Source organism: Methylocystis sp. S23 (assembly GCF_054106005.1).
Window position 1 is genome coordinate 3,552,785 of record NZ_CM134185.1, and the last position, 17,404, is coordinate 3,570,188.

The window sequence follows — 17,404 nt, forward strand, 5'->3', positions numbered from 1 at the left end:
AGCCTTTGTTGTCGTCGTTCTGAGCGGCTGGGCGACGCTCTATCGGGGCGCCGCGATCAGCATGATCGCGAACGTCCAGCCGGCGGCGATCGCGACAGACGCGATCTTGTTCCAGCGCAGCGCCTTCTCCTTGAGCGCCGCGTCGTGGACATAGTCCTCGATGATCTCGTTCACGCCCTGGCGAGCGTGGATCATGCCGAGGACCGCGAAGGAAATGAGGACGATCGCCGGAAGCGGATGGCCGATCTCCGCTTTCACGCCTTCGGTCGTCTTGCCGGCGACTCCCGCGAGCCACCACGCCGTCAGCACGCCGAGCGGCGCCAGCGCATAGGAGGAGACGCGCATGAAATATGCGTGAGCGGAGCCTTCATGATCCGAGACATAAGCGGCCCCCTGGCCGCTCCGTCCGCTCTTGAAATGAGTCGGAACCGACATTTCGACGCGTCCCTTTCAGCTCGCGAAAGACTTGATGATCCACAACAGGACGGTGAGCCCGATCCCGCCATAGAGCGACGCCTGGGCGAGAAGCTCCCTGCCCTCCGCATCCATGTAAAGGCCGCGATCCCACAGCGCATGCCGAATTCCGCCGAGGAGGTGGTGGAAAATCGCCCAGGTGATCAGGAAGACGATGAGCCCGCCGATGAATCCCGAGCCGAGCCAGCCGGTGAGCGCATGCAGCCAGCCGCCCCATCCCGCGCCGAGCAGATAAAGCGCCATGAGCGCCATGCCGACATAGAGTCCGGCCCCGGTGACGCGATGGGCAATCGACATCGCCATGGTGAGCCAGGGCTTGAAGATGGTCAGATGCGGCGACAACGGGCGCTTTGCGGCGCGCTCGTCCGTTCCGGCGTTTGCCATGCGTGTCCCTCTCGCGCTTTTTGGAGTGAGTCCGAAAAAGCTTCCAAAAGAGTGGATAAGCCAATTGATGCGGCGCCGCAACTAGGCCATGGGCGCCGGGCGGGAAAGCGAAGTTTATATCGGGGCGCGCCGCGAGATCGGCGTCCGCCGGTCGGCTTCATCCGACGAGCAGCTTCCAGATTCTGTCGCTCAAACGGTCCTGCGCGGGAGAAACGCTTGTCGTTCCGCAAGGCGCCGCGCGCATATCGATCAGCCCGCCGGGCGCGGCGCAATTTGGGGAGAGCCCTTGAGCGAGAATCATCCACGCGGCCAGGACGAACAGGCCAAAGGCGATCGTGCACGCGGCGTAGAAATCTCGATACGGTCCCATCCCAACACCAATGTAAATCCTTGCCTGCAAGGTATTTTGCCTGCCTTTTAAACCGGCATCCTTGATGTAAATCAATATAAACTTTGACTTTTGTCAGATTTTCATAGGTGTTTTCACTTAATTTGTCTTTTTGCGAACAGCAAAGCCAGGAGGGAAATCATCGCAAAGCTTCCGCCCGCGGCAAAGGTCGCCCAAGGGCCATGGAGGTCCCAAAGCTTCCCGGCCGCGAAGCTCGCCGCGAGCAAGGCGAGCCCGCTTGCGAGGTTGAAAACGCCGAAGGCCGTGCCGCGCAGGCCCGCCGGGGCCGAATCGGCGACGAGCGCCGAAAAGAGACCTTGCGTCAGCCCCATATGCAGGCCCCAGAGCGCGACGCCGACCCAGACGAGCGGCGGCGACCGCGCAAAGGCGAGCGCCGCATCGGCGCCGATCAGCAGCACAAGCCCGGCGACCAAAGGCGTGACGCGGTCGCCGCGATCGGAAAAGGCGCCGGCGGGATAGGAGGCGCCGGCATAGACGACATTCATCGCGACGAGCACAAGCGGCGCGAAGGCGTCCGGCAGGCCGACCGATTGCGCCTTGAGAATCAGGAAGGCCTCTGAAAAACGCGCAAGGCTGAAGGCCGTCGACATGGCGACGACGAGCCAGAAGACGGCGCCGAGCCCTTTGAGCTCGTTCCAATGCAGCGGAAAGCGCGCCGGACGCGCGGGCCGCGTCTCTTCCGGCTCGCGGACGCCAAAAGCGAGGATCGCCACCGCAAGAACGGCCGGTATGCAGGCGACCCAGAACACCACGCGGATATCGTCCACGGTCGCCCGCATGACGAGCACGGCCACGGCCGGCCCGAGAAAGGCGCCGACCGTGTCGAGCGATTGCCGCAAGCCGAAAGCCGCGCCGCGCAATTCGGGAGGCGTGACGTCGGCGACGAGCGCGTCGCGCGGCGCCCCGCGAATCCCTTTTCCGACTCGGTCGATGAAGCGCGCCGCCGTCACCCAGGCGACATCGGGCGCGAGCGGAAACATCGGCTTCGTCGCCGCCGCGAGGCCGTATCCCAGGATCGCGAGCAGCTTGCGGTCGCCGAACCAGTCGGAAATCGCGCCGGAGAAGATTTTGACGATCGACGCCGTCGCCTCGGCGATTCCCTCGATGACGCCGACCTGCGCCATGGTCGCGCCCATCGATCCGACGAGATAGATCGGCAGCAGCGCGTGGATCATCTCCGAGGAGAAGTCCATGAAGAGCGAAACAAGCCCCAGCGCCCAGACGCTCGAGGGAATTCGGCGAAGGATGGAAAAGCGGCGCGTCGTGTCGTCGGTCATCTGGCGATTCGCTCTGGAGCGTTTAGCCGCCTTTTAGCACGATTGATCCGATCGACCTTCGTTCGCCGGGTGCGCGGGCGGAAATCGCTTTTTTCGAAGAAGCTCGAGACGGCGATCGAAAAATTTTCGCCTGAGCGTTCGGCTTTTTCGCGAGCCGGCGCCCCGAGCGCCGCATGGTCGGATGAAGGCGTGTCAAGCAGACATAATATTTCCGACACAGAAGTGAATCACGCGGGCGCCATTGAACCTTGAGGAGCGCGGCAGCGCTCTCGCACGCTTCGCCGTGCGGCAGACCATCCGTCTCAAGGGGGCTCAAGGTGAACCTACGTTATTCCTTTCCGATCGCCGCGCTGGCCGCCGCGATCTCGACATCCGCGATGGCGCAAGCCATCGGACCCAGCACAACGACCGAACCCTATGTTCTTCCGACCGCGCCGGGCGTTCTCACCCGTTCCGTCCTGACGGTGGGCGACTCGGTCAACGGCTACCGCATGGCGGGCGTGCCGGACGGCCTGGGCGTCTTCCTCAGCAGCAGCGCGACGATCGACGTCGTCTTCAATCACGAAATCAGCCGGAACGCCGGCATTGTCCGCGCCCATGGATCGAAAGGCGCCTTCGTCTCGCGCTGGACGATCGACAGCTCGGGCAAGGTGACCGCCGGCCGCGATCATATGACCAGCCCCAACAATTTGTTCACTTTCAAGAACGGCGCCTACGCCGCCGGAACGTCGGCCATTGAGCGCCTGTGCTCGGCCGACCTTGCGCCTCAGAGCGCTTACGGCGTCCCGGACCGCATCTTCCTCTCCGGCGAGGAGACGACTCCGGGCTTCACGCCTGATCACGGCCGCGTCTTCGCGCATGTCCTCACCGGCGCGGACGCGAACAAGACCTTCGAGCTCCCGCATCTCGGCAAGATGGCGTTCGAGAATGCGCTGGCGAGTCCCTTCGCGCAGGGCAGAACGGTCGTCATGCTGAGCGACGACGCCAATCGCGAGACGAATGTCACCCTCGAGACCGTCTGCAGCCGCGAAGGCCAGACGGGGTGCCAGGAGCCGTCCAGCGAACTGGCCATGTATATCGGCGACAAGCGCGCCGCCGGCAATGCGATCGAGCGCGCTGGCCTCTTCGGCGGCAAGTTCTACGGCGTCCGCGTCAAGCTGCCCGACGGCTCGAACCTCTTGGGCGAGCACAAGGACTTCGCGCTGAACAAGCAGGCTCCCGCGATCACGACGGCCCGCTTTGAGCCCGTCCCCTTCCCGGACGTGTCGAACATGACCGGCGTGGAGATCCAGGGCTATATGTTCGCCTATCAGATCACGCAGTTCATCCGCATCGAGGACGGCGCCTGGGATCCGCGTCCGGGCAAGGAGCGCGATTATTATTTCGTGACGACGGGCCGCATCACTTCCGACATCGGAAGCTGGCGCCCGTCGCGCCTGTGGCGCCTGCGCTTCTATGACATCGCGCATCCGGAATGGGGCGGCGAGATCGCCATGCTGCTGCAGAACCAGTTCTTCGCCGGCGCGAATGCGACGCCCGACGCCGATCCATCGTATCAGATGTTCGACAATATGACGATCGACAAATACGGCCGCATCATTTTGCAGGAAGACGTCGGCGGCAATAATCGCCTCGGCCGCATCTATGTCTACGGCATTGACAGCGGCAATCTCGTCCAGGTCGCCGCGCACAATCCGAAATTCTTCGGCGGCAATGCGCAGACGAACCCGAACTTCGTGACGAATGACGAGGAATCCTCCGGCATCGTGGACGCGTCGTCGATCATGGGCGACGGCTGGTACCTGTTCGTCAGCCAGAGCCACAAGGCGTCGCGCGATCCGGAGCTCGTCGAGGGCGGCCAGCTCCTGTCAATCTATATCCACCCCTCGATCGCGGTGGGCGGGAGCTCGAGCGGCGGCTCCTCGCTGGGCCGCTAGATCAATCGACCGCCAATGTCCGAACCGGACGGCGCCGCCATTTCCCCGCCGTCTTTCGGCGCCTAGATTGCCGCGCCATGGGAATCATTTCGCCCGCCGAGCGCCTGCCGACCGCCGCCAATGTCCAAGAGCCGGTCGAGAGCGGGCTTTTGACCATCGATCTTTCCGCGCTCGCCGCCAACTGGCGCAAGCTTGCGGGTCTCGCCGGCGCCGCCGAATGCGGGGCCGTGGTGAAGGCGGACGGCTATGGGCTCGGGCAGGCGGCCGTGATGCGGGCGCTTTCGGACGCGGGCTGCCGAACCTTCTTCGTCGCCAATCTGCTGGAGGGCGAGACCGCAAGGGCGCTCGCGCCGGACGCGGCGATCTATGTGCTCGACGGCGTCGTCCCCGGCTGCGCGCCGCGCCTCGCGGCGGCGGGCTTGCGGCCCTGCATCGGCTCCTTCGCCGAGCTGGAGGAATGGGCGGCGGCGGGCGCGACGCTCGGCCGCAAGCTCGAGGCGGCGCTGCATTTCGATACGGGCATGAACCGGCTGGGCTTCGCGCCGCGCGACGCCGTCGACGCCGCCGCACGGGCGCGGTCCGTCGCCCCGACGCTGATCATGAGCCACTTTCTCAGCTCGCAACTCCCCGCCGATCCGGCCAATCCGCGCCAGATCGAGGATTTCCGCGCGGCGTGGGCGCATTTCCCCGGCGTGCCCGGCTCGATCGCCAACTCCTCGGGCGTCTTCCTGCCCGAGAAGCCGCATTTCGACCTCGTGCGGCCGGGCTACGCGCTCTACGGCGGCAATCCGACGCCGGGCGCCGCCAATCCCATGCGCCCCGTGGCGCGTCTCGCGGCGCGAATCGTCTCCGTGCGCAACCTCGCGGCCGGCGAAACCGTCGGCTATGACGGAGTCTGGAAAGCCCCCCGCCCTTCGCGTGTCGCGACCCTGGGCGCGGGCTATGCCGACGGTCTTCCCGTCGCCGCCACCGCCGCGCCGGGCAAGCCCGCCGGCGAGGCGGTCGTCGGCGGCATGCGCTGTCCCTTTGTCGGCCGCGTTTCGATGGATTACGTCGTCCTCGACGTCACCGACGCCCCGAAAGGCGCCGCCGAGCGCGGGCAATGGGTGGAATTGCTGGGCGAGACGATCGATGTCGAGGCGCTTGCAACCCGCGCGCGGACCATCGGCTATGAAGTGCTGACGCGCCTCGGGCGCCGCTATGCGCGGCGTTACATAGGGTGAGGCGAGGCTGGCTGAGGGCGCCGTCATTTAGCGACGAAGCAATCCAGCGGGCGTCAATGCGGCTGTGGATTGCTTCGCTTCGCTCGCAATGACGGGGTTATTGGCCAGGCGGGCGAGTGTGGAGGGGCGTTCCGGGGGCTGGAAAAAGCGTCGCTCACGCTTTCGCGAACCATGGCTGCAACACCGGATACCCCTCACCCGCCAGCAGCGAGACGGTCTCGTAAAGCGGCAGGCCGACCACCGCCGTGTAGGAGCCCACGAGCTTTACCACGAAGGTCCCGGCCAATCCCTGGATGGCGTAGCCCCCGGCCTTCCCCCGCCACTCGCCCGAGGCGAGATAGGCGTCGACCTCCATGGAGCTCAACCGCTTGAAGCGCAGCCGCGCCTCGACGAGGCGCTTGCGCTCGAAGCCGCGCGGATTAATGAGGCTCACCGCGGTGTAAACCCGGTGCTGGCGGCCGGAGAGAAGCTGAAGGCACTCCTCGGCCTCCTCGGTCGTTTCGGGCTTGGGCAGGATGCGGCGGCCCACGGCCACGACCGTATCGGCCGCGATGACATAGGACGGCTTCAGATCGTCATGCGCCCCCCGGACCTTGACCGAGGCGGCGGCCTTCTCGCTTGCGAGGCGGACCGCCAGCGCGCGAGGCGATTCGCCCTTTTGCGGGGTCTCGTCAATATCGGCGGGCAGCAGCGCGTCGGCCTCCAGCCCCGCCTGCTGCAGGAGCGCGAGACGGCGCGGCGAGGCGGAAGCCAGGATCAGCTTCGTCTTGGGGGCGGCGGGTTCGGCTGTCACGTGAAGCGGCTCCGCCGAAAGGGATTACCGGAAACGATAGGTGATGCGGCCCTTGGTGAGGTCATAGGGCGTCATCTCGACCAGCACCTTGTCGCCCTCGAGCACGCGGATGCGGTTCTTGCGCATCTTGCCGGCGGTGTGGGCGATGATCTCGTGATCGTTCTCGAGCTTCACCCGAAACATTGCGCTGGGCAGCAACTCGGTCACGATACCCGGAAATTCGAGCAGTTCTTCCTTGGCCATGTGGTTCCTTTGTCAGGCGGGCGCCGGACGACGCCCGCTGGATTGGCGCGGAAACTAAACGAGATCGTTCGATTTGTGAACCTGGGACTCGGCGCCCCGGCAACCTTCCCTTTATAGAAGAATTTAGGATTCCTCATTAGCTTTTCACCATGTTTACCGACAGCCCTTTCGATGCGCGCGCCGCCTGCGCGGAAATCGACGGCCTCAAACTGGTCAAAGCCCGCCATCCTTTGCCTTTTCCTCATCGCCGCGATCAGCCGCGCGGCCGTGAAGGACATTACCGGCGGATTCGACGAAGTCGCCCATGTTTCCTACGTGGCTCATCTTCAGAAAAGCGGCAACGTCTGGCCGGATCTGACGACGATGCGGCTGATCGATCCCGTGAATTTCAACTTTGGAGACCTCCCGAACTACTTGAATCATCCCTCGCCATATTATTGGCTGCTCGCGCGTCTTGGTCCGACCGTCGAGAATAACCCCGCTTCGCTGCTGTTTCTACGCGCCGTCAATGTTGGTTTCGTCGCCCTTGGTCTCGCCGCGCTGCTCCTGCTCGGCAAACAACCGGACCGCAGTAGGCTGGAAGAATACGGCCTGTATGTTCCCCTATTCGCAATCCCCGTGCTCGCCCATCTTGCCGGAGCGGTGAACAACGACAATCTGGCTTTCCTTGGCGGCGCCGTCGCGTTTCTCGCCGCGCAGCGGCTGCTCCAGACGCGCGAGGACAAATGGCTCGTCGCCGCGCTCCTGTTCGGAATGATCGCCAGTCTTGCAAAGCTCACGGCGCTGCTGCTGGTCGGCGGCCTTGTCGCCGGCGTCCTGACGTTCATGATCTCGCGAGGGCGGCATAAGACGTGGTGGATTGCGGCGGCGGCCGTAGCGGCGCTCGTCGCCGCTTCTCCCTATCTCGCGCTTTGGGCGCAATATGGCGGCCCTGCGCCGGACACTCCGGGCCAGATCCTGTTATTGAAGAGCACGGCGCCCCAGGACATTGGCTGGGAGAACGCGCCGCGCCTTTCGTTTCCGGGCTATGCGGCGGCTTTCGCCAAGGCGTTCATCGTGCAATGGGTGCCGACGCCCGCCGAACGCAATATGCTCCATTACGCCATGCTCGTAGCGCCGGTCTTCGCTATCGCCTGCGCGGTCGCCGGCTTCTACGTTTCCGTTCGACGCATCGCGCGGCGCGAGGAGCAAAGCGTCGACGTGCTCGTGGCGGTCGGATTTGTCTTCCTGCTTTTCACGCTCGCCTGCCATTTGGTCTTCAGCTACCGCCATCATGTCGTCTATGCTTATGTCGCGGACGCATATCCGCGATATTATCTGCCGCTCGGCGCCGTCGTGCCGCTCGCGGGCTTGTCCCTCCTATCGGCGATACGCGCTCCGCGCCGGAGAGAAGCGCTCAACGTCATGCTAATCGCAGCGCCGCTGGCCTTGATGTTTTTCGGCGTGCCCTCGACCGACGCGGCGGCGACCCGCGCGAGTGCGAAGGAAGCCCGGAGCGCCCGACAGGCGCCAAGCGTCGCGATTGTCGCATTGCCGGCGCCGGCTCGCCTTTAACCCGCGTATCCCAGAGCGCCAGGCGGGGTGAACGATCGTCTTGGGAGGATTGGCGCCCAATACCTCCCCTTTACGGGGAGGTCGGCGGTCGAAAGGCCGCCGGGTGGGGGTCCCTTCCACCAGACGATATCGCTCGCGCGTTACCCCACCCGACTCGTAAAGACTAAGGGCGTCACATCTCCAGGAAGCCGTCATGGCCGGGCTCGTCCCGGCCATCCACGCCGGGACGATGTGCAAGAGCGAAAAGAAAAAGCCATTTCGTTTCAACGACTCTCCGTAGCGCAGACGCTCGGCTTTGATGCGATCGAACTGCGATCCGAAGGCTAGGTGAAATGGCGTTGACGGGTCTGGTTTCACGCCAAATCGCCGTAAGGATCGCGCCACTCGGGCATATCCGTTTGGACGTTCGTCACGAGGAATATCCAGCCGTCGTGCATTTGCGAATGTTGCGCGGCGTGGATGGCCGGGACAAGCCCGGCCATGACGGCGTTGGCGATTTTCGAGATGTGGGAACCCGATAGCCGTAAAGGGGAAGGACGCGTTCACGCCGGCGTTACCCGATCGCCCTGACCCCGCAACGCCGCGGTCTCCCCGTCTCTCCTCTCATGGTAGCCAATCCGGCTGAAATAAATTATCGTAATAATACAACAGGCTGGCGCGGAGAATGAGAAGAAATGAGTTCCAACAAGACTCTTTTGGGCAATGTGGATGTAAGAAGCCCGACGGTAGTGGGTTGGGCGGTCGATTTCGAAAACCCTGACGAGCCTTGCGCGCTCGATCTCTTTATCAATGGCGCGTTCGCCTTGACGACGCGCACGGGGAATGTCGGAAGGCCAGACGTCGTAGCGTCTTATCCAGAACTAAAAAGGGATCATTTCGGCTTCAGGCTGGACATTCGGCAGTGGTTGAAACCGATCGATCAGACCGTGGAAATTCGCTTCAATCGCGGCGGAGGACTTCTCTCCGGCGGCTCTTTCCTTTGCAAAGTCATACCTAGCGGAATCGAACTGCTGGAGGGGCCTAACGGGTACCTTTTCTACAAAGGCGACTCCAACGACGCGCTCGTGCAGCTCAGCCGCCCCTGCGCCCAAACTCAGAGCGCCATAGATGCGGCGTGCATGGCGCTGGCGGCGACACACACGGTTTGCTCGAATTTCGGCGCCGTATATGGCGCGATGATCATGCCGGACCGCGCGGCGGCGGTTCCGGACGAGGTCGGCAATTCGTTCGAGCTCTCTCCCAAGCGCCCGGCGCCTCGCTTGATCGAGCATGCGCGCAATCAATACGGCCTCGACCTTCTGTACCCGATCGAGCAGATATGCAGCTTGCCGACGGAACGGCGCGCGCTCAAATTCGACACGCATTTGACAGGCTACGCCACCTATCGGGCGTTTCTCGCGCTGGCGGCGCGCTATTTCCCGGAACGCGTCGAAAAACACGAGGAATGGATCAAATGGGAGGAGACGAAATATCAAGGCGACCTCGTATTCATCGGAGGTCTGGACGCGTCCGAAATATACTTGGCGCCCCGCTTCAATGTAGCTCCAATCGAGGTTTTTGACACGCTCCACATCTATCCGAGCAAGCACCTCACCGGGTCGTCTCGAGCCTATGTCAACGAGGCGATAGACAGCGGCGTCGCGCTTGTCTTCGGGACCTCGTCGTCGAAGATCATGATCCCCTTCTTTTCAACCTTCTTCCGTGTCGTCGGCCATGTCTGGAACAATGCGGTCGACTACGATCTCATCTCCAAGCTGCGGCCAACCCATGTCTTTCACGTCGTGACAGAAAAAACCCTCGGCAATCTCGTAATTCCCAATGTGCTTTCGGCTGGCGGCGAGCGCATCCTAGCGGTGAAAGAGGCCTACGCGCCGGAAGCGCATTTCCAGGCTGAACATACCTGATCTGGATCGTCGCCGACACGGGCCAGCCGCGCTTCGTCACAAGGAGCGCGTCACTTCGGCTTCCCCTTCACCGTCCTTGTCCCCGGCTTGCCGCCGGAGGACCGCCCCGCCGGCCGCGCGGGCGGCATGCGGCCGACCGGGCGCGCTTCGCCGCCCCCGAAATTATGCGGGCCCATGTCGGCGTCGGTGGGTTTGCGCGCGCGGGTCGAAAGCGCCCCTTCTGGCTCGCGGACCCTGTGACGCGAAACTTCTCGCGCCCGTTGCGCGCGTTCGAGCGGCGGAAGATCGCCGAGCAGCTCCATCTTCTGAAGCCGCTGGATTTCGTCGCGCAGCCGCGCCGCCTCCTCGAAGGCGAGATCGGCCGCCGCCTCCTTCATGCGCTTTTCGAGATCGGCGATGGTCGCCTGGAGATTGTGCCCCGGCGCGATGTCGTAGCCCGTGTCGACCGTCACATGATCCTGCTCGGCGACAGAGCCCAGAATATCGGCGATGCCGCGCTTGATCGAGGCCGGCGTGATGTTGTTTTCGAGATTATAGGCCATCTGCTTGGCGCGGCGGCGCTCGGTCTCGTCCATGGCGCGCTTCATCGAGCCGGTGATCTGGTCGGCGTACAAAATCACGCGCCCGTCGACATTGCGCGCGGCGCGGCCGATGGTCTGCACGAGCGAGGTCTCGCTGCGCAGAAAGCCTTCCTTGTCGGCGTCGAGAATGGCGACGAGGCCGCATTCGGGAATGTCCAAACCCTCGCGCAGCAGATTAATTCCGACCAGCACGTCGAAAGCGCCCAAGCGTAGATCGCGGATGATCTCGATGCGCTCGATCGTGTCGATGTCGCTATGCATATAGCGCACGCGCACGCCATTCTCGTGCAGATATTCGGTGAGGTCCTCGGCCATGCGCTTGGTCAGCACGGTGACGAGCGTGCGATAGCCGATGTCCGACGTCGCGCGCACTTCGTCGAGAAGGTCGTCGACCTGCGTGCGCGCCGAACGGACTTCCACGGGCGGATCGATGAGGCCGGTCGGGCGAATGACCTGCTCGACGAAGACGCCGCCCGTCTGCTCCAGCTCCCAATTGCCAGGCGTCGCCGAGACGCTCACCGTCTGCGGCCGCATGGCGTCCCATTCCTCGAAGCGCAGGGGACGGTTGTCCATGCAGGACGGCAGGCGGAAGCCATATTCGGCGAGCGTCGCCTTGCGACGGAAGTCGCCTTTGTACATCGCGCCGATCTGCGGAATCGAGACATGGCTTTCATCGGCGAAGACCAGCGCATTGTCCGGCAGATATTCGAATAAGGTCGGCGGCGGCTCGCCCGGCTTGCGGCCGGTGAGATAGCGCGAATAATTCTCGATGCCGGCGCAGGAGCCCGTCGCCTCCATCATTTCGAGATCGAAGCGCGCGCGCTGCTCGAGCCTTTGCGCTTCGAGCAACCGCCCCGAACGGTTCAATTCGCCGAGGCGCTGCTTCAGCTCCTCCTTGATCGCCTTGATCGACTGCAACAGCGTCGGGCGCGGCGTGACGTAATGCGAGTTCGCGTAGACTTTCACGAATTCGAGATCGACCGTCTTCCTGCCGGTGAGCGGATCGAATTCGGAAATCGACTCCACCTCGTCGCCGAAGAAGGAAATGCGCCAGGCGCGATCTTCATAATGCGCCGGAAAAATATCGACCGTATCGCCCCGCACGCGAAAGGTTCCGCGCGTGAAATCCGCCTGCACGCGGCGGTAATGGAGCGCGACAAGGTCCGTCACCAATTGCCGCTGCTCCAGCTTCTCGCCGAGCTGCACGGAGAAGGTCATGGCCGTATAGGTCTCGACCGAGCCGATGCCGTAAATGCAGGAGACCGACGCCACGATAATCACATCGTCGCGTTCGAGCAGCGCGCGCGTCGCGGCGTGGCGCATGCGGTCGATCTGCTCGTTCACGCTCGACTCTTTTTCGATGTAGGTGTCGGAGCGCGGCACATAGGCCTCGGGCTGATAGTAGTCGTAATAGGAGACGAAATATTCGACGGCGTTGTTGGGGAAGAAGCTCTTGAACTCGCCATAGAGCTGCGCCGCGAGCGTCTTGTTGGGCGCCAGAATCAACGCCGGACGCTGCGTCGCCGCGATGACGCTCGCCATGGTGAAGGTCTTGCCCGAACCGGTGACGCCGAGCAGCACCTGATCGCGCTCCTGCGCCGCGACGCCTTTCACCAGCTCCGCGATCGCCGCCGGCTGATCGCCTTTGGGCGTATAGTCGGAGACAAGCTCGAATTTGACGCCGCCCTCGGATTTCTCCGGGCGCTCGGGGCGATGCGGAACCCATGGCTTCTTGTCGCGCAGATTGGGGTCGCCGAGGCGCAGCAGGTCGGCGAGCGAGTCGGCGGTGGCCTGCACGCCCCCGCCCTGCGGCAGCAGATCGCCCAGAACCCACTTCTGAACGTCTTCGTCTCCGACCGGATCGGAAGGGTCATAGGACGCCTGCCCCGCATCCTCGAAGCCGGGCGCGAGGGCGGGGTTCAGCAGTTGCGCGAGATGCGGCGCGAGCGGCGCCAGCTCGGGCTTCGACGCCTTGGCGCGCGTGGGCCGCGCGGGGTCCTTCTTGGGCTTTTCGGGAGACTTCGGCTTTTCCGGGGACTTCGCCATGGCGGCAATATGGGGGGCGCGGGCGGCGGAGGGAAGCGGGTTTCGCTCGCGAACTGGTCCAGGGCAACCGGGCGAACGACAATCTCGGGCGTTCGCCGCCAATGCCTCCCCTTTACAAGGAGGTCGGCGGTCGAAGACCGGCGGGTGGGCTCGCGCCACGGCCACATGATGGGGGCTGTCCCGTAGCCGTAAGGGAAGGGATTCGCTCACGCCCGCCGTTCACCGATCGCCCCGGAGAACGCATTGCAACAACGAAAGCCCGGCCCTCGGAAAGGCCCAGCCTTTGCATTTCTGTCACAGATGGCGCAGACTTGGCCTCTTGCCGAGGGAGACTCACGCCGATGGACAGCAGGCCGGGACTGACGACGCTTTTCGCCGACGCGCTCGCCCTGAGCGTCGCGGCCAATGCGGTCATCGCCGTTCGGCTGACGAAGATGGCCTTTGGCGCGGTCGATCCGAAGCGGGAAAGCAGCCTGATGGTCGCGGAGAAGATCGACGCGGCGGCGGAGGCCTCTATCGCCGCCGCGCGGGCGATCGCCGTCGGCGAGCCCCTCCACGCCCCCGGCCGCGCGGTCGCCGTCTATAAAAGGCGGGTCGAGCGCAATCTGCGGCGGCTGACGGGGAGCTGAAGATTTCGGCGTTCCTCCCGCCGTCATTGCGAGCGAAGGCGAAGCAATCCAGCGCCCCCCACCACGACTCTGGATTGCTTCGGCGGCTGCGCCGCCTCGCAAGGACGATAAGTGACGCAGGCTGCTAGCCTCCGATCTCGATCCGCCCGTCGACGCCCAGGAGCCGGCCGACCGCCTTGACCCGATTGAGCACGCGGTCGCTGGCGAGATCGGCATAGTCCGCCGGCAGCGCCAGCACGAGGACGCCGTCGCGAATCAACAGGCTCGTGCGCGGCAGGACGCCCGGCATGGAGGCCGAGAGCAGATAGGCCGCGCGCATCGCCGCGCCGAGGAGGCGCGCGCGCACGAAGAGGCGCGTCGTCAGCAGGCTGCGCACCGCGCCGATCCCTTCGCCGCCGTCCGGCCCCTCATGGCGCATGACGATGGCGAGCGACAGGAAGGCGCGCCCGGGATGGTCGACCGAGACGAAGGGACCATGGGTGACGATGTTCATCGCCCGCTGGGCGCGATATTCGGGATGGGCGCGCCAGGCGATGTCCGAAAGCAGGCAGGCCGCATGGCGCAGCCGCTTCTCGTCCGGCGTCTCGTCGATTTCGCTCGAGGCGAGGAAGGCGTCCGTCCAGGCGACGAGTTCGTCGCCATAGCCGGCCGCGCGCGAATAAAGCGTCTCCAGCTCGCGCGAGCCGGCGAGCAGCGGATCGACCTTGCGCTCGGCCTCCGAGAGGCGCTCGAATAAAAGGCCCTCGCGCACGCCCGCCGCGGAAATCACGATCTCGCGCGGCTTGGCGCGGCGGATGATCTCGTCGAGCACAATGGCGCCATAGGCGAGCAGCGGCCGGCGCGCGGCCGAGACGGTCTCGATGTCCTCGATCGCCGCCGTGTCGACATGCTCGACAAGCGCGGCGAAATCGGCGGCCTCATTGGTCTGGATGCGATAATTGTGCATCACGCCCAGCGGATAGTTGCGCTGGCGCATATGGAGCTTGGCGAGCGAGCGCCACGTGCCGCCCACGGCGTAGAAAGTGCGGCCCTTGAGATGCTCCAGCGGCTTGGCGTCGGCGATGGATTTGCGGGCGATGCGCGTCGCCTCGCGCGGGGATTTGCGCGACGCGTCCATGAGCGCGAGCCCGCCCAGGGGCAAGGTCACGCCCTTGCCGAGATCGTCGCCCTTCACGTCGATGAGCTCGAGCGAGCCGCCGCCGAGATCGCCGGCGACGCCGTTGGGCTCGTGCACCGCCGAGATGACGCCGAGCGCCGACAGCTCGGCCTCGCGCTTGCCGGAGAGCAGGGAAATGCCGCGCCCGATCGCGGCGCGCGCGGCCTCGATGAACGCCGGGCCGTTTTCGGCGTCGCGGGCGGCGGCGGTGGCGATGACCTCCATGTCGAGGACGCCCATCGTCTCGCACAAGGCGCGATAGCGGCGCAGCGCCTTGATCGCCTTCTCGACGCCCTCCTCCGGCAGCCGCCCTGTCGTCAGCACGCCCTTGCCGAGGCCGCACATGGCCTTTTCGTTGAAGATCGGCGTGGGCGCGCGGGAGAGCCCCTGATAGGCGACGAGACGCACCGAATTCGAGCCGATGTCGATGATCGCGACAGGCTTGGCCGAACCCGGCGCAGGCTGCTCGACGGGATGCGGACGAAGGAACCGTTTAAGCATCTTGCTTGCGCTTCAGCAGCGAACGCGGACGCCAGTCCTTTAGCGACTTGCCGCGCCCCGACAGGCTCGGATGCGTCATGAAATATTTATGCGCGTTGAAAGACTCCTCGCCCTCCGCCGGCGCGATGCGCTGCGAGGAGCCGTCGGGCAGCACGCGATAGCTCTGCTCATTGTCGATGAGATTGGCCAGCATGATCTGGTCGAGCAATTGCTGATGCACGGTGGGATTGATGATCGGCAGCAGGGTCTCGACGCGGCGGTCGAGATTGCGCGGCATGAGATCGGCGGAAGAGATATAGACATGCGCGCGCGGATGCGGCAGCGGATGGCCGCCGCCAAAGGCGTAGACGCGCGCATGCTCCAGGAAGCGCCCGACGATCGACTTGACGCGGATATGCTCCGAAAGCCCCGGCACGCCCGGCCGCAGGCAGCAAATGCCGCGCACCACGCAGTCGATCTGCACGCCCGCCTTCGAGGCCATGTAGAAGGCGTCGATGATCTCCGGATCGACGAGGGCGTTGCATTTCACCCAGATGGCGCCGGGCTTGCCGGCCTTCACGAACTGAATCTCCTGCTCGATATGTTCGAGCAGCTTTTTCTTGAGCGAGATGGGCGAGACCGACATGCGCTCCAGCCCGGCCGGTTCGGCATATCCGGTGATGAAGTTGAAGATGCGCGAGACGTCGCGGCCGATGACCGGATCGGCGGTGAAGACGGAGATGTCCGTATAGATGCGCGCCGTGACGGGATGGTAATTGCCCGTGCCGATGTGGCAGTAGGTGGCGAGGCCGGAGCCCTCGCGGCGCACCACCATCGACAGCTTGCCATGCGTCTTCAGCTCGATGAAGCCGAAGACGACCTGCGCGCCGGCGCGCTCGAGATCGCGCGCCCAGCGGATATTGGCCTCTTCGTCGAAGCGCGCCTTCAGCTCGACGAGCGCGGTGACGGATTTGCCGGCCTCGGCGGCCTCCACCAGCGCGCGCACGATGGGGCTGTTATTGGAGGTGCGATAGAGCGTCTGCTTGATCGCGATGACGTTGGGGTCGCGCGCCGCCTGCTGCAGGAACTGCACGACCACGTCGAAGGATTCGTACGGGTGATGGACCGCCAGGTCCTTCTGCTTGATGGCGAGGAAGCAATCGCCGCCATTGTCGCGCACGCGCTCGGGAAAGCGGGGATTATAGGGCTTGAATTTGAGGTCCGGCCGCTCGAGCGCGACGAGCTCCGAGAGATCGTTGAGCGCCAGCATGCCGTCGATCTGGAAGGTCTCGCCCGGCTCCACGCTGAGCTCCTCGGCGACCAGCGCGCGCAAGGTCTCCGGCATGTCGGCGGCAACCTCGAGACGGATGACCGAGCCGCGGCGGCGGCGCTTCAACGCGGTTTCGAAGAAGAGCACGAGATCTTCCGCTTCTTCCTCCACCTCGAGATCGCTGTCGCGGATCACGCGGAACAGGCCCTGCCCGCGCAGCAGATAGCCGGGAAAGAGGCGCTGCGCGTTCATGGCGATCAGCGTTTCGAGCAGCATGAAGCGCTCGCGCGCGCCGCCGGGATTCGGCAATTGCACGAAGCGCTCGATCTTGGGCGGCAGGCGCACCAGCGCCTGAAGCGTCTTGCGGTCGCCCGGCCGCACCAGCTCCAGCGCCAGCGTGAAGCCGAGATTGGGGATGAAGGGGAAGGGATGCGCCGGGTCGACGGCGAGCGGCGTCAGCACCGGGAAAATCTTGTTGAGGAAATGGTCCTCCAGCCATTCGCGGTCGGCCTTGGAGACGTCGCCCGGCTCGACGATGACGATGCCGACTTCCTCGATCTCGCGGCGCAGCTCCCGCCAGCGGCGAAGCTGCTCGTTCGTCAGCAGCACGACGCGTTCATTGATCTTCGCGAGCTGCTCGGACGGCGTCAGCCCGTCCTGCGAGACGGCGGTGAGGCCCGATCGGATCTGCCCGCGCAGGCCCGCCACGCGGACCATGAAGAATTCGTCGAGATTATTGGCGGAAATCGACAGGAAGCGGAGCTGCTCGAGCAGCGGATGGTTCTTGTTGGAAGCCTCCTCCAGAACGCGCCGGTTGAATTCGAGCCAGGAGAGCTCCCGGTTGATGAACCGGCTGGGCGAGACCGCCAATTCGTCGGGATGCGCCAGAATCTCGCCCGCGGGGTCCATCACCTCGATGGTCGCAGCCTCGATCTGCGTCGCGCCGCGCTCAATCTTCTCTCGCATATTGGCTGTCATGCCGCCTTCCCGTTTTTCGTATCTTGCCACAATGGCGTCGGGGGCGGCAGAGCGAAAACGCCGCCC

14 protein-coding genes are annotated in these 17,404 nt (G+C 64.6%); 5 read left to right on the forward strand and 9 right to left on the reverse strand.

Annotated features, from left to right (window positions below):
* Nucleotides 1–39 precede the first annotated feature (39 nt).
* From sdhD to ACV7JP_RS17500, 4 genes are all read right to left on the reverse strand, one after another.
* Nucleotides 40–435, reverse strand: coding sequence for a succinate dehydrogenase, hydrophobic membrane anchor protein (gene sdhD, locus ACV7JP_RS17485; protein ID WP_457796923.1), 396 nt, complete (start codon nt 433–435; stop codon nt 40–42).
* A 15-nt stretch (nt 436–450) separates the two neighbouring features.
* A complete protein-coding gene (gene sdhC, locus ACV7JP_RS17490) occupies nt 451–858 on the reverse strand; it encodes a succinate dehydrogenase, cytochrome b556 subunit (protein ID WP_457796924.1) in 408 nt (135 codons plus the stop codon).
* Between the two features lie 157 nt (nt 859–1,015).
* A complete protein-coding gene (locus ACV7JP_RS17495; RefSeq protein ID WP_457796925.1) occupies nt 1,016–1,303 on the reverse strand; it encodes a hypothetical protein in 288 nt (95 codons plus the stop codon).
* A 38-nt stretch (nt 1,304–1,341) separates the two neighbouring features.
* On the reverse strand, nt 1,342–2,544 hold the full coding sequence (locus ACV7JP_RS17500; RefSeq protein ID WP_457796926.1) for an MFS transporter: 1,203 nt from the start codon (nt 2,542–2,544) through the stop codon (nt 1,342–1,344).
* 317 nt (nt 2,545–2,861) lie between these two features.
* Here ACV7JP_RS17500 and ACV7JP_RS17505 point away from each other — a divergent pair, with 317 nt between their 5' ends.
* Together ACV7JP_RS17505 and alr are read left to right on the forward strand one after the other, a co-directional pair.
* Entirely contained in the window at nt 2,862–4,481 is a 1,620-nt protein-coding gene (locus tag ACV7JP_RS17505; RefSeq protein ID WP_457796927.1) for a phytase, read from the forward strand.
* Nucleotides 4,482–4,558: 77 nt separating this feature from the next.
* On the forward strand, nt 4,559–5,704 hold the full coding sequence (gene alr / locus ACV7JP_RS17510) for an alanine racemase (protein WP_457796928.1): 1,146 nt from the start codon (nt 4,559–4,561) through the stop codon (nt 5,702–5,704).
* 154 nt (nt 5,705–5,858) lie between these two features.
* Here the strand turns inward: alr and ACV7JP_RS17515 are convergent, their stop codons facing one another.
* Nucleotides 5,859–6,497 (reverse strand): Maf-like protein, encoded by a 639-nt coding sequence (locus ACV7JP_RS17515; protein ID WP_457796929.1) that lies wholly within the window; start codon nt 6,495–6,497, stop codon nt 5,859–5,861.
* Between the two features lie 24 nt (nt 6,498–6,521).
* The gene (gene infA / locus ACV7JP_RS17520; RefSeq protein ID WP_016920926.1) at nt 6,522–6,740 is read right to left on the reverse strand and encodes a translation initiation factor IF-1; all 219 of its coding nucleotides are present in this window, start codon (nt 6,738–6,740) and stop codon (nt 6,522–6,524) included.
* 171 nt (nt 6,741–6,911) lie between these two features.
* On the opposite strand from infA, the gene ACV7JP_RS17525 reads away from it, so the two are divergent.
* Nucleotides 6,912–8,294, forward strand: a complete 1,383-nt coding sequence (locus tag ACV7JP_RS17525) for a hypothetical protein (RefSeq protein WP_457796930.1) — start codon at nt 6,912–6,914, stop codon at nt 8,292–8,294.
* A gap of 674 nt (nt 8,295–8,968) precedes the next feature.
* Nucleotides 8,969–10,198: a hypothetical protein gene (locus ACV7JP_RS17530; protein ID WP_457796931.1), complete on the forward strand. Its 1,230-nt coding sequence runs from the start codon at nt 8,969–8,971 to the stop codon at nt 10,196–10,198.
* A 50-nt stretch (nt 10,199–10,248) separates the two neighbouring features.
* Here the strand turns inward: ACV7JP_RS17530 and uvrB are convergent, their stop codons facing one another.
* Entirely contained in the window at nt 10,249–12,825 is a 2,577-nt protein-coding gene (gene uvrB, locus ACV7JP_RS17535; RefSeq protein ID WP_457796932.1) for an excinuclease ABC subunit UvrB, read from the reverse strand.
* A gap of 341 nt (nt 12,826–13,166) precedes the next feature.
* On the opposite strand from uvrB, the gene ACV7JP_RS17540 reads away from it, so the two are divergent.
* Nucleotides 13,167–13,454, forward strand: coding sequence for a hypothetical protein (locus tag ACV7JP_RS17540; protein ID WP_457796933.1), 288 nt, complete (start codon nt 13,167–13,169; stop codon nt 13,452–13,454).
* A 124-nt stretch (nt 13,455–13,578) separates the two neighbouring features.
* On the opposite strand, the gene ppx is transcribed toward ACV7JP_RS17540, so the two are convergent.
* Together ppx and ACV7JP_RS17550 are read right to left on the reverse strand one after the other, a co-directional pair.
* Nucleotides 13,579–15,111 carry an exopolyphosphatase gene (ppx, locus tag ACV7JP_RS17545; RefSeq protein WP_457796934.1) on the reverse strand — a complete coding sequence of 511 codons (1,533 nt, stop codon included), beginning with the start codon at nt 15,109–15,111 and terminating at the stop codon, nt 13,579–13,581.
* Nucleotides 15,104–17,338 carry an RNA degradosome polyphosphate kinase gene (locus ACV7JP_RS17550; RefSeq protein WP_457796935.1) on the reverse strand — a complete coding sequence of 745 codons (2,235 nt, stop codon included), beginning with the start codon at nt 17,336–17,338 and terminating at the stop codon, nt 15,104–15,106. Before ACV7JP_RS17550 ends, ppx begins: the two co-directional genes overlap by 8 nt.
* Nucleotides 17,339–17,404: the final 66 nt, after the last annotated feature.

Coding starts and splice junctions, on each gene's coding strand:
- sdhD (WP_457796923.1), bottom strand. CDS start 435: ATGTCGGTTCCGACTCATTTCAAGAGCGGACGGAGCGGCCAGGGGGCC.
- sdhC (WP_457796924.1), bottom strand. CDS start 858: ATGGCAAACGCCGGAACGGACGAGCGCGCCGCAAAGCGCCCGTTGTCG.
- ACV7JP_RS17500 (WP_457796926.1), bottom strand. CDS start 2,544: ATGACCGACGACACGACGCGCCGCTTTTCCATCCTTCGCCGAATTCCC.
- alr (WP_457796928.1), top strand. CDS start 4,559: ATGGGAATCATTTCGCCCGCCGAGCGCCTGCCGACCGCCGCCAATGTC.
- infA (WP_016920926.1), bottom strand. CDS start 6,740: ATGGCCAAGGAAGAACTGCTCGAATTTCCGGGTATCGTGACCGAGTTG.
- ACV7JP_RS17525 (WP_457796930.1), top strand. CDS start 6,912: ATGCGCGCGCCGCCTGCGCGGAAATCGACGGCCTCAAACTGGTCAAAG.
- ACV7JP_RS17530 (WP_457796931.1), top strand. CDS start 8,969: ATGAGTTCCAACAAGACTCTTTTGGGCAATGTGGATGTAAGAAGCCCG.
- uvrB (WP_457796932.1), bottom strand. CDS start 12,825: ATGGCGAAGTCCCCGGAAAAGCCGAAGTCTCCCGAAAAGCCCAAGAAG.
- ACV7JP_RS17540 (WP_457796933.1), top strand. CDS start 13,167: ATGGACAGCAGGCCGGGACTGACGACGCTTTTCGCCGACGCGCTCGCC.
- ppx (WP_457796934.1), bottom strand. CDS start 15,111: ATGCTTAAACGGTTCCTTCGTCCGCATCCCGTCGAGCAGCCTGCGCCG.
- ACV7JP_RS17550 (WP_457796935.1), bottom strand. CDS start 17,338: ATGACAGCCAATATGCGAGAGAAGATTGAGCGCGGCGCGACGCAGATC.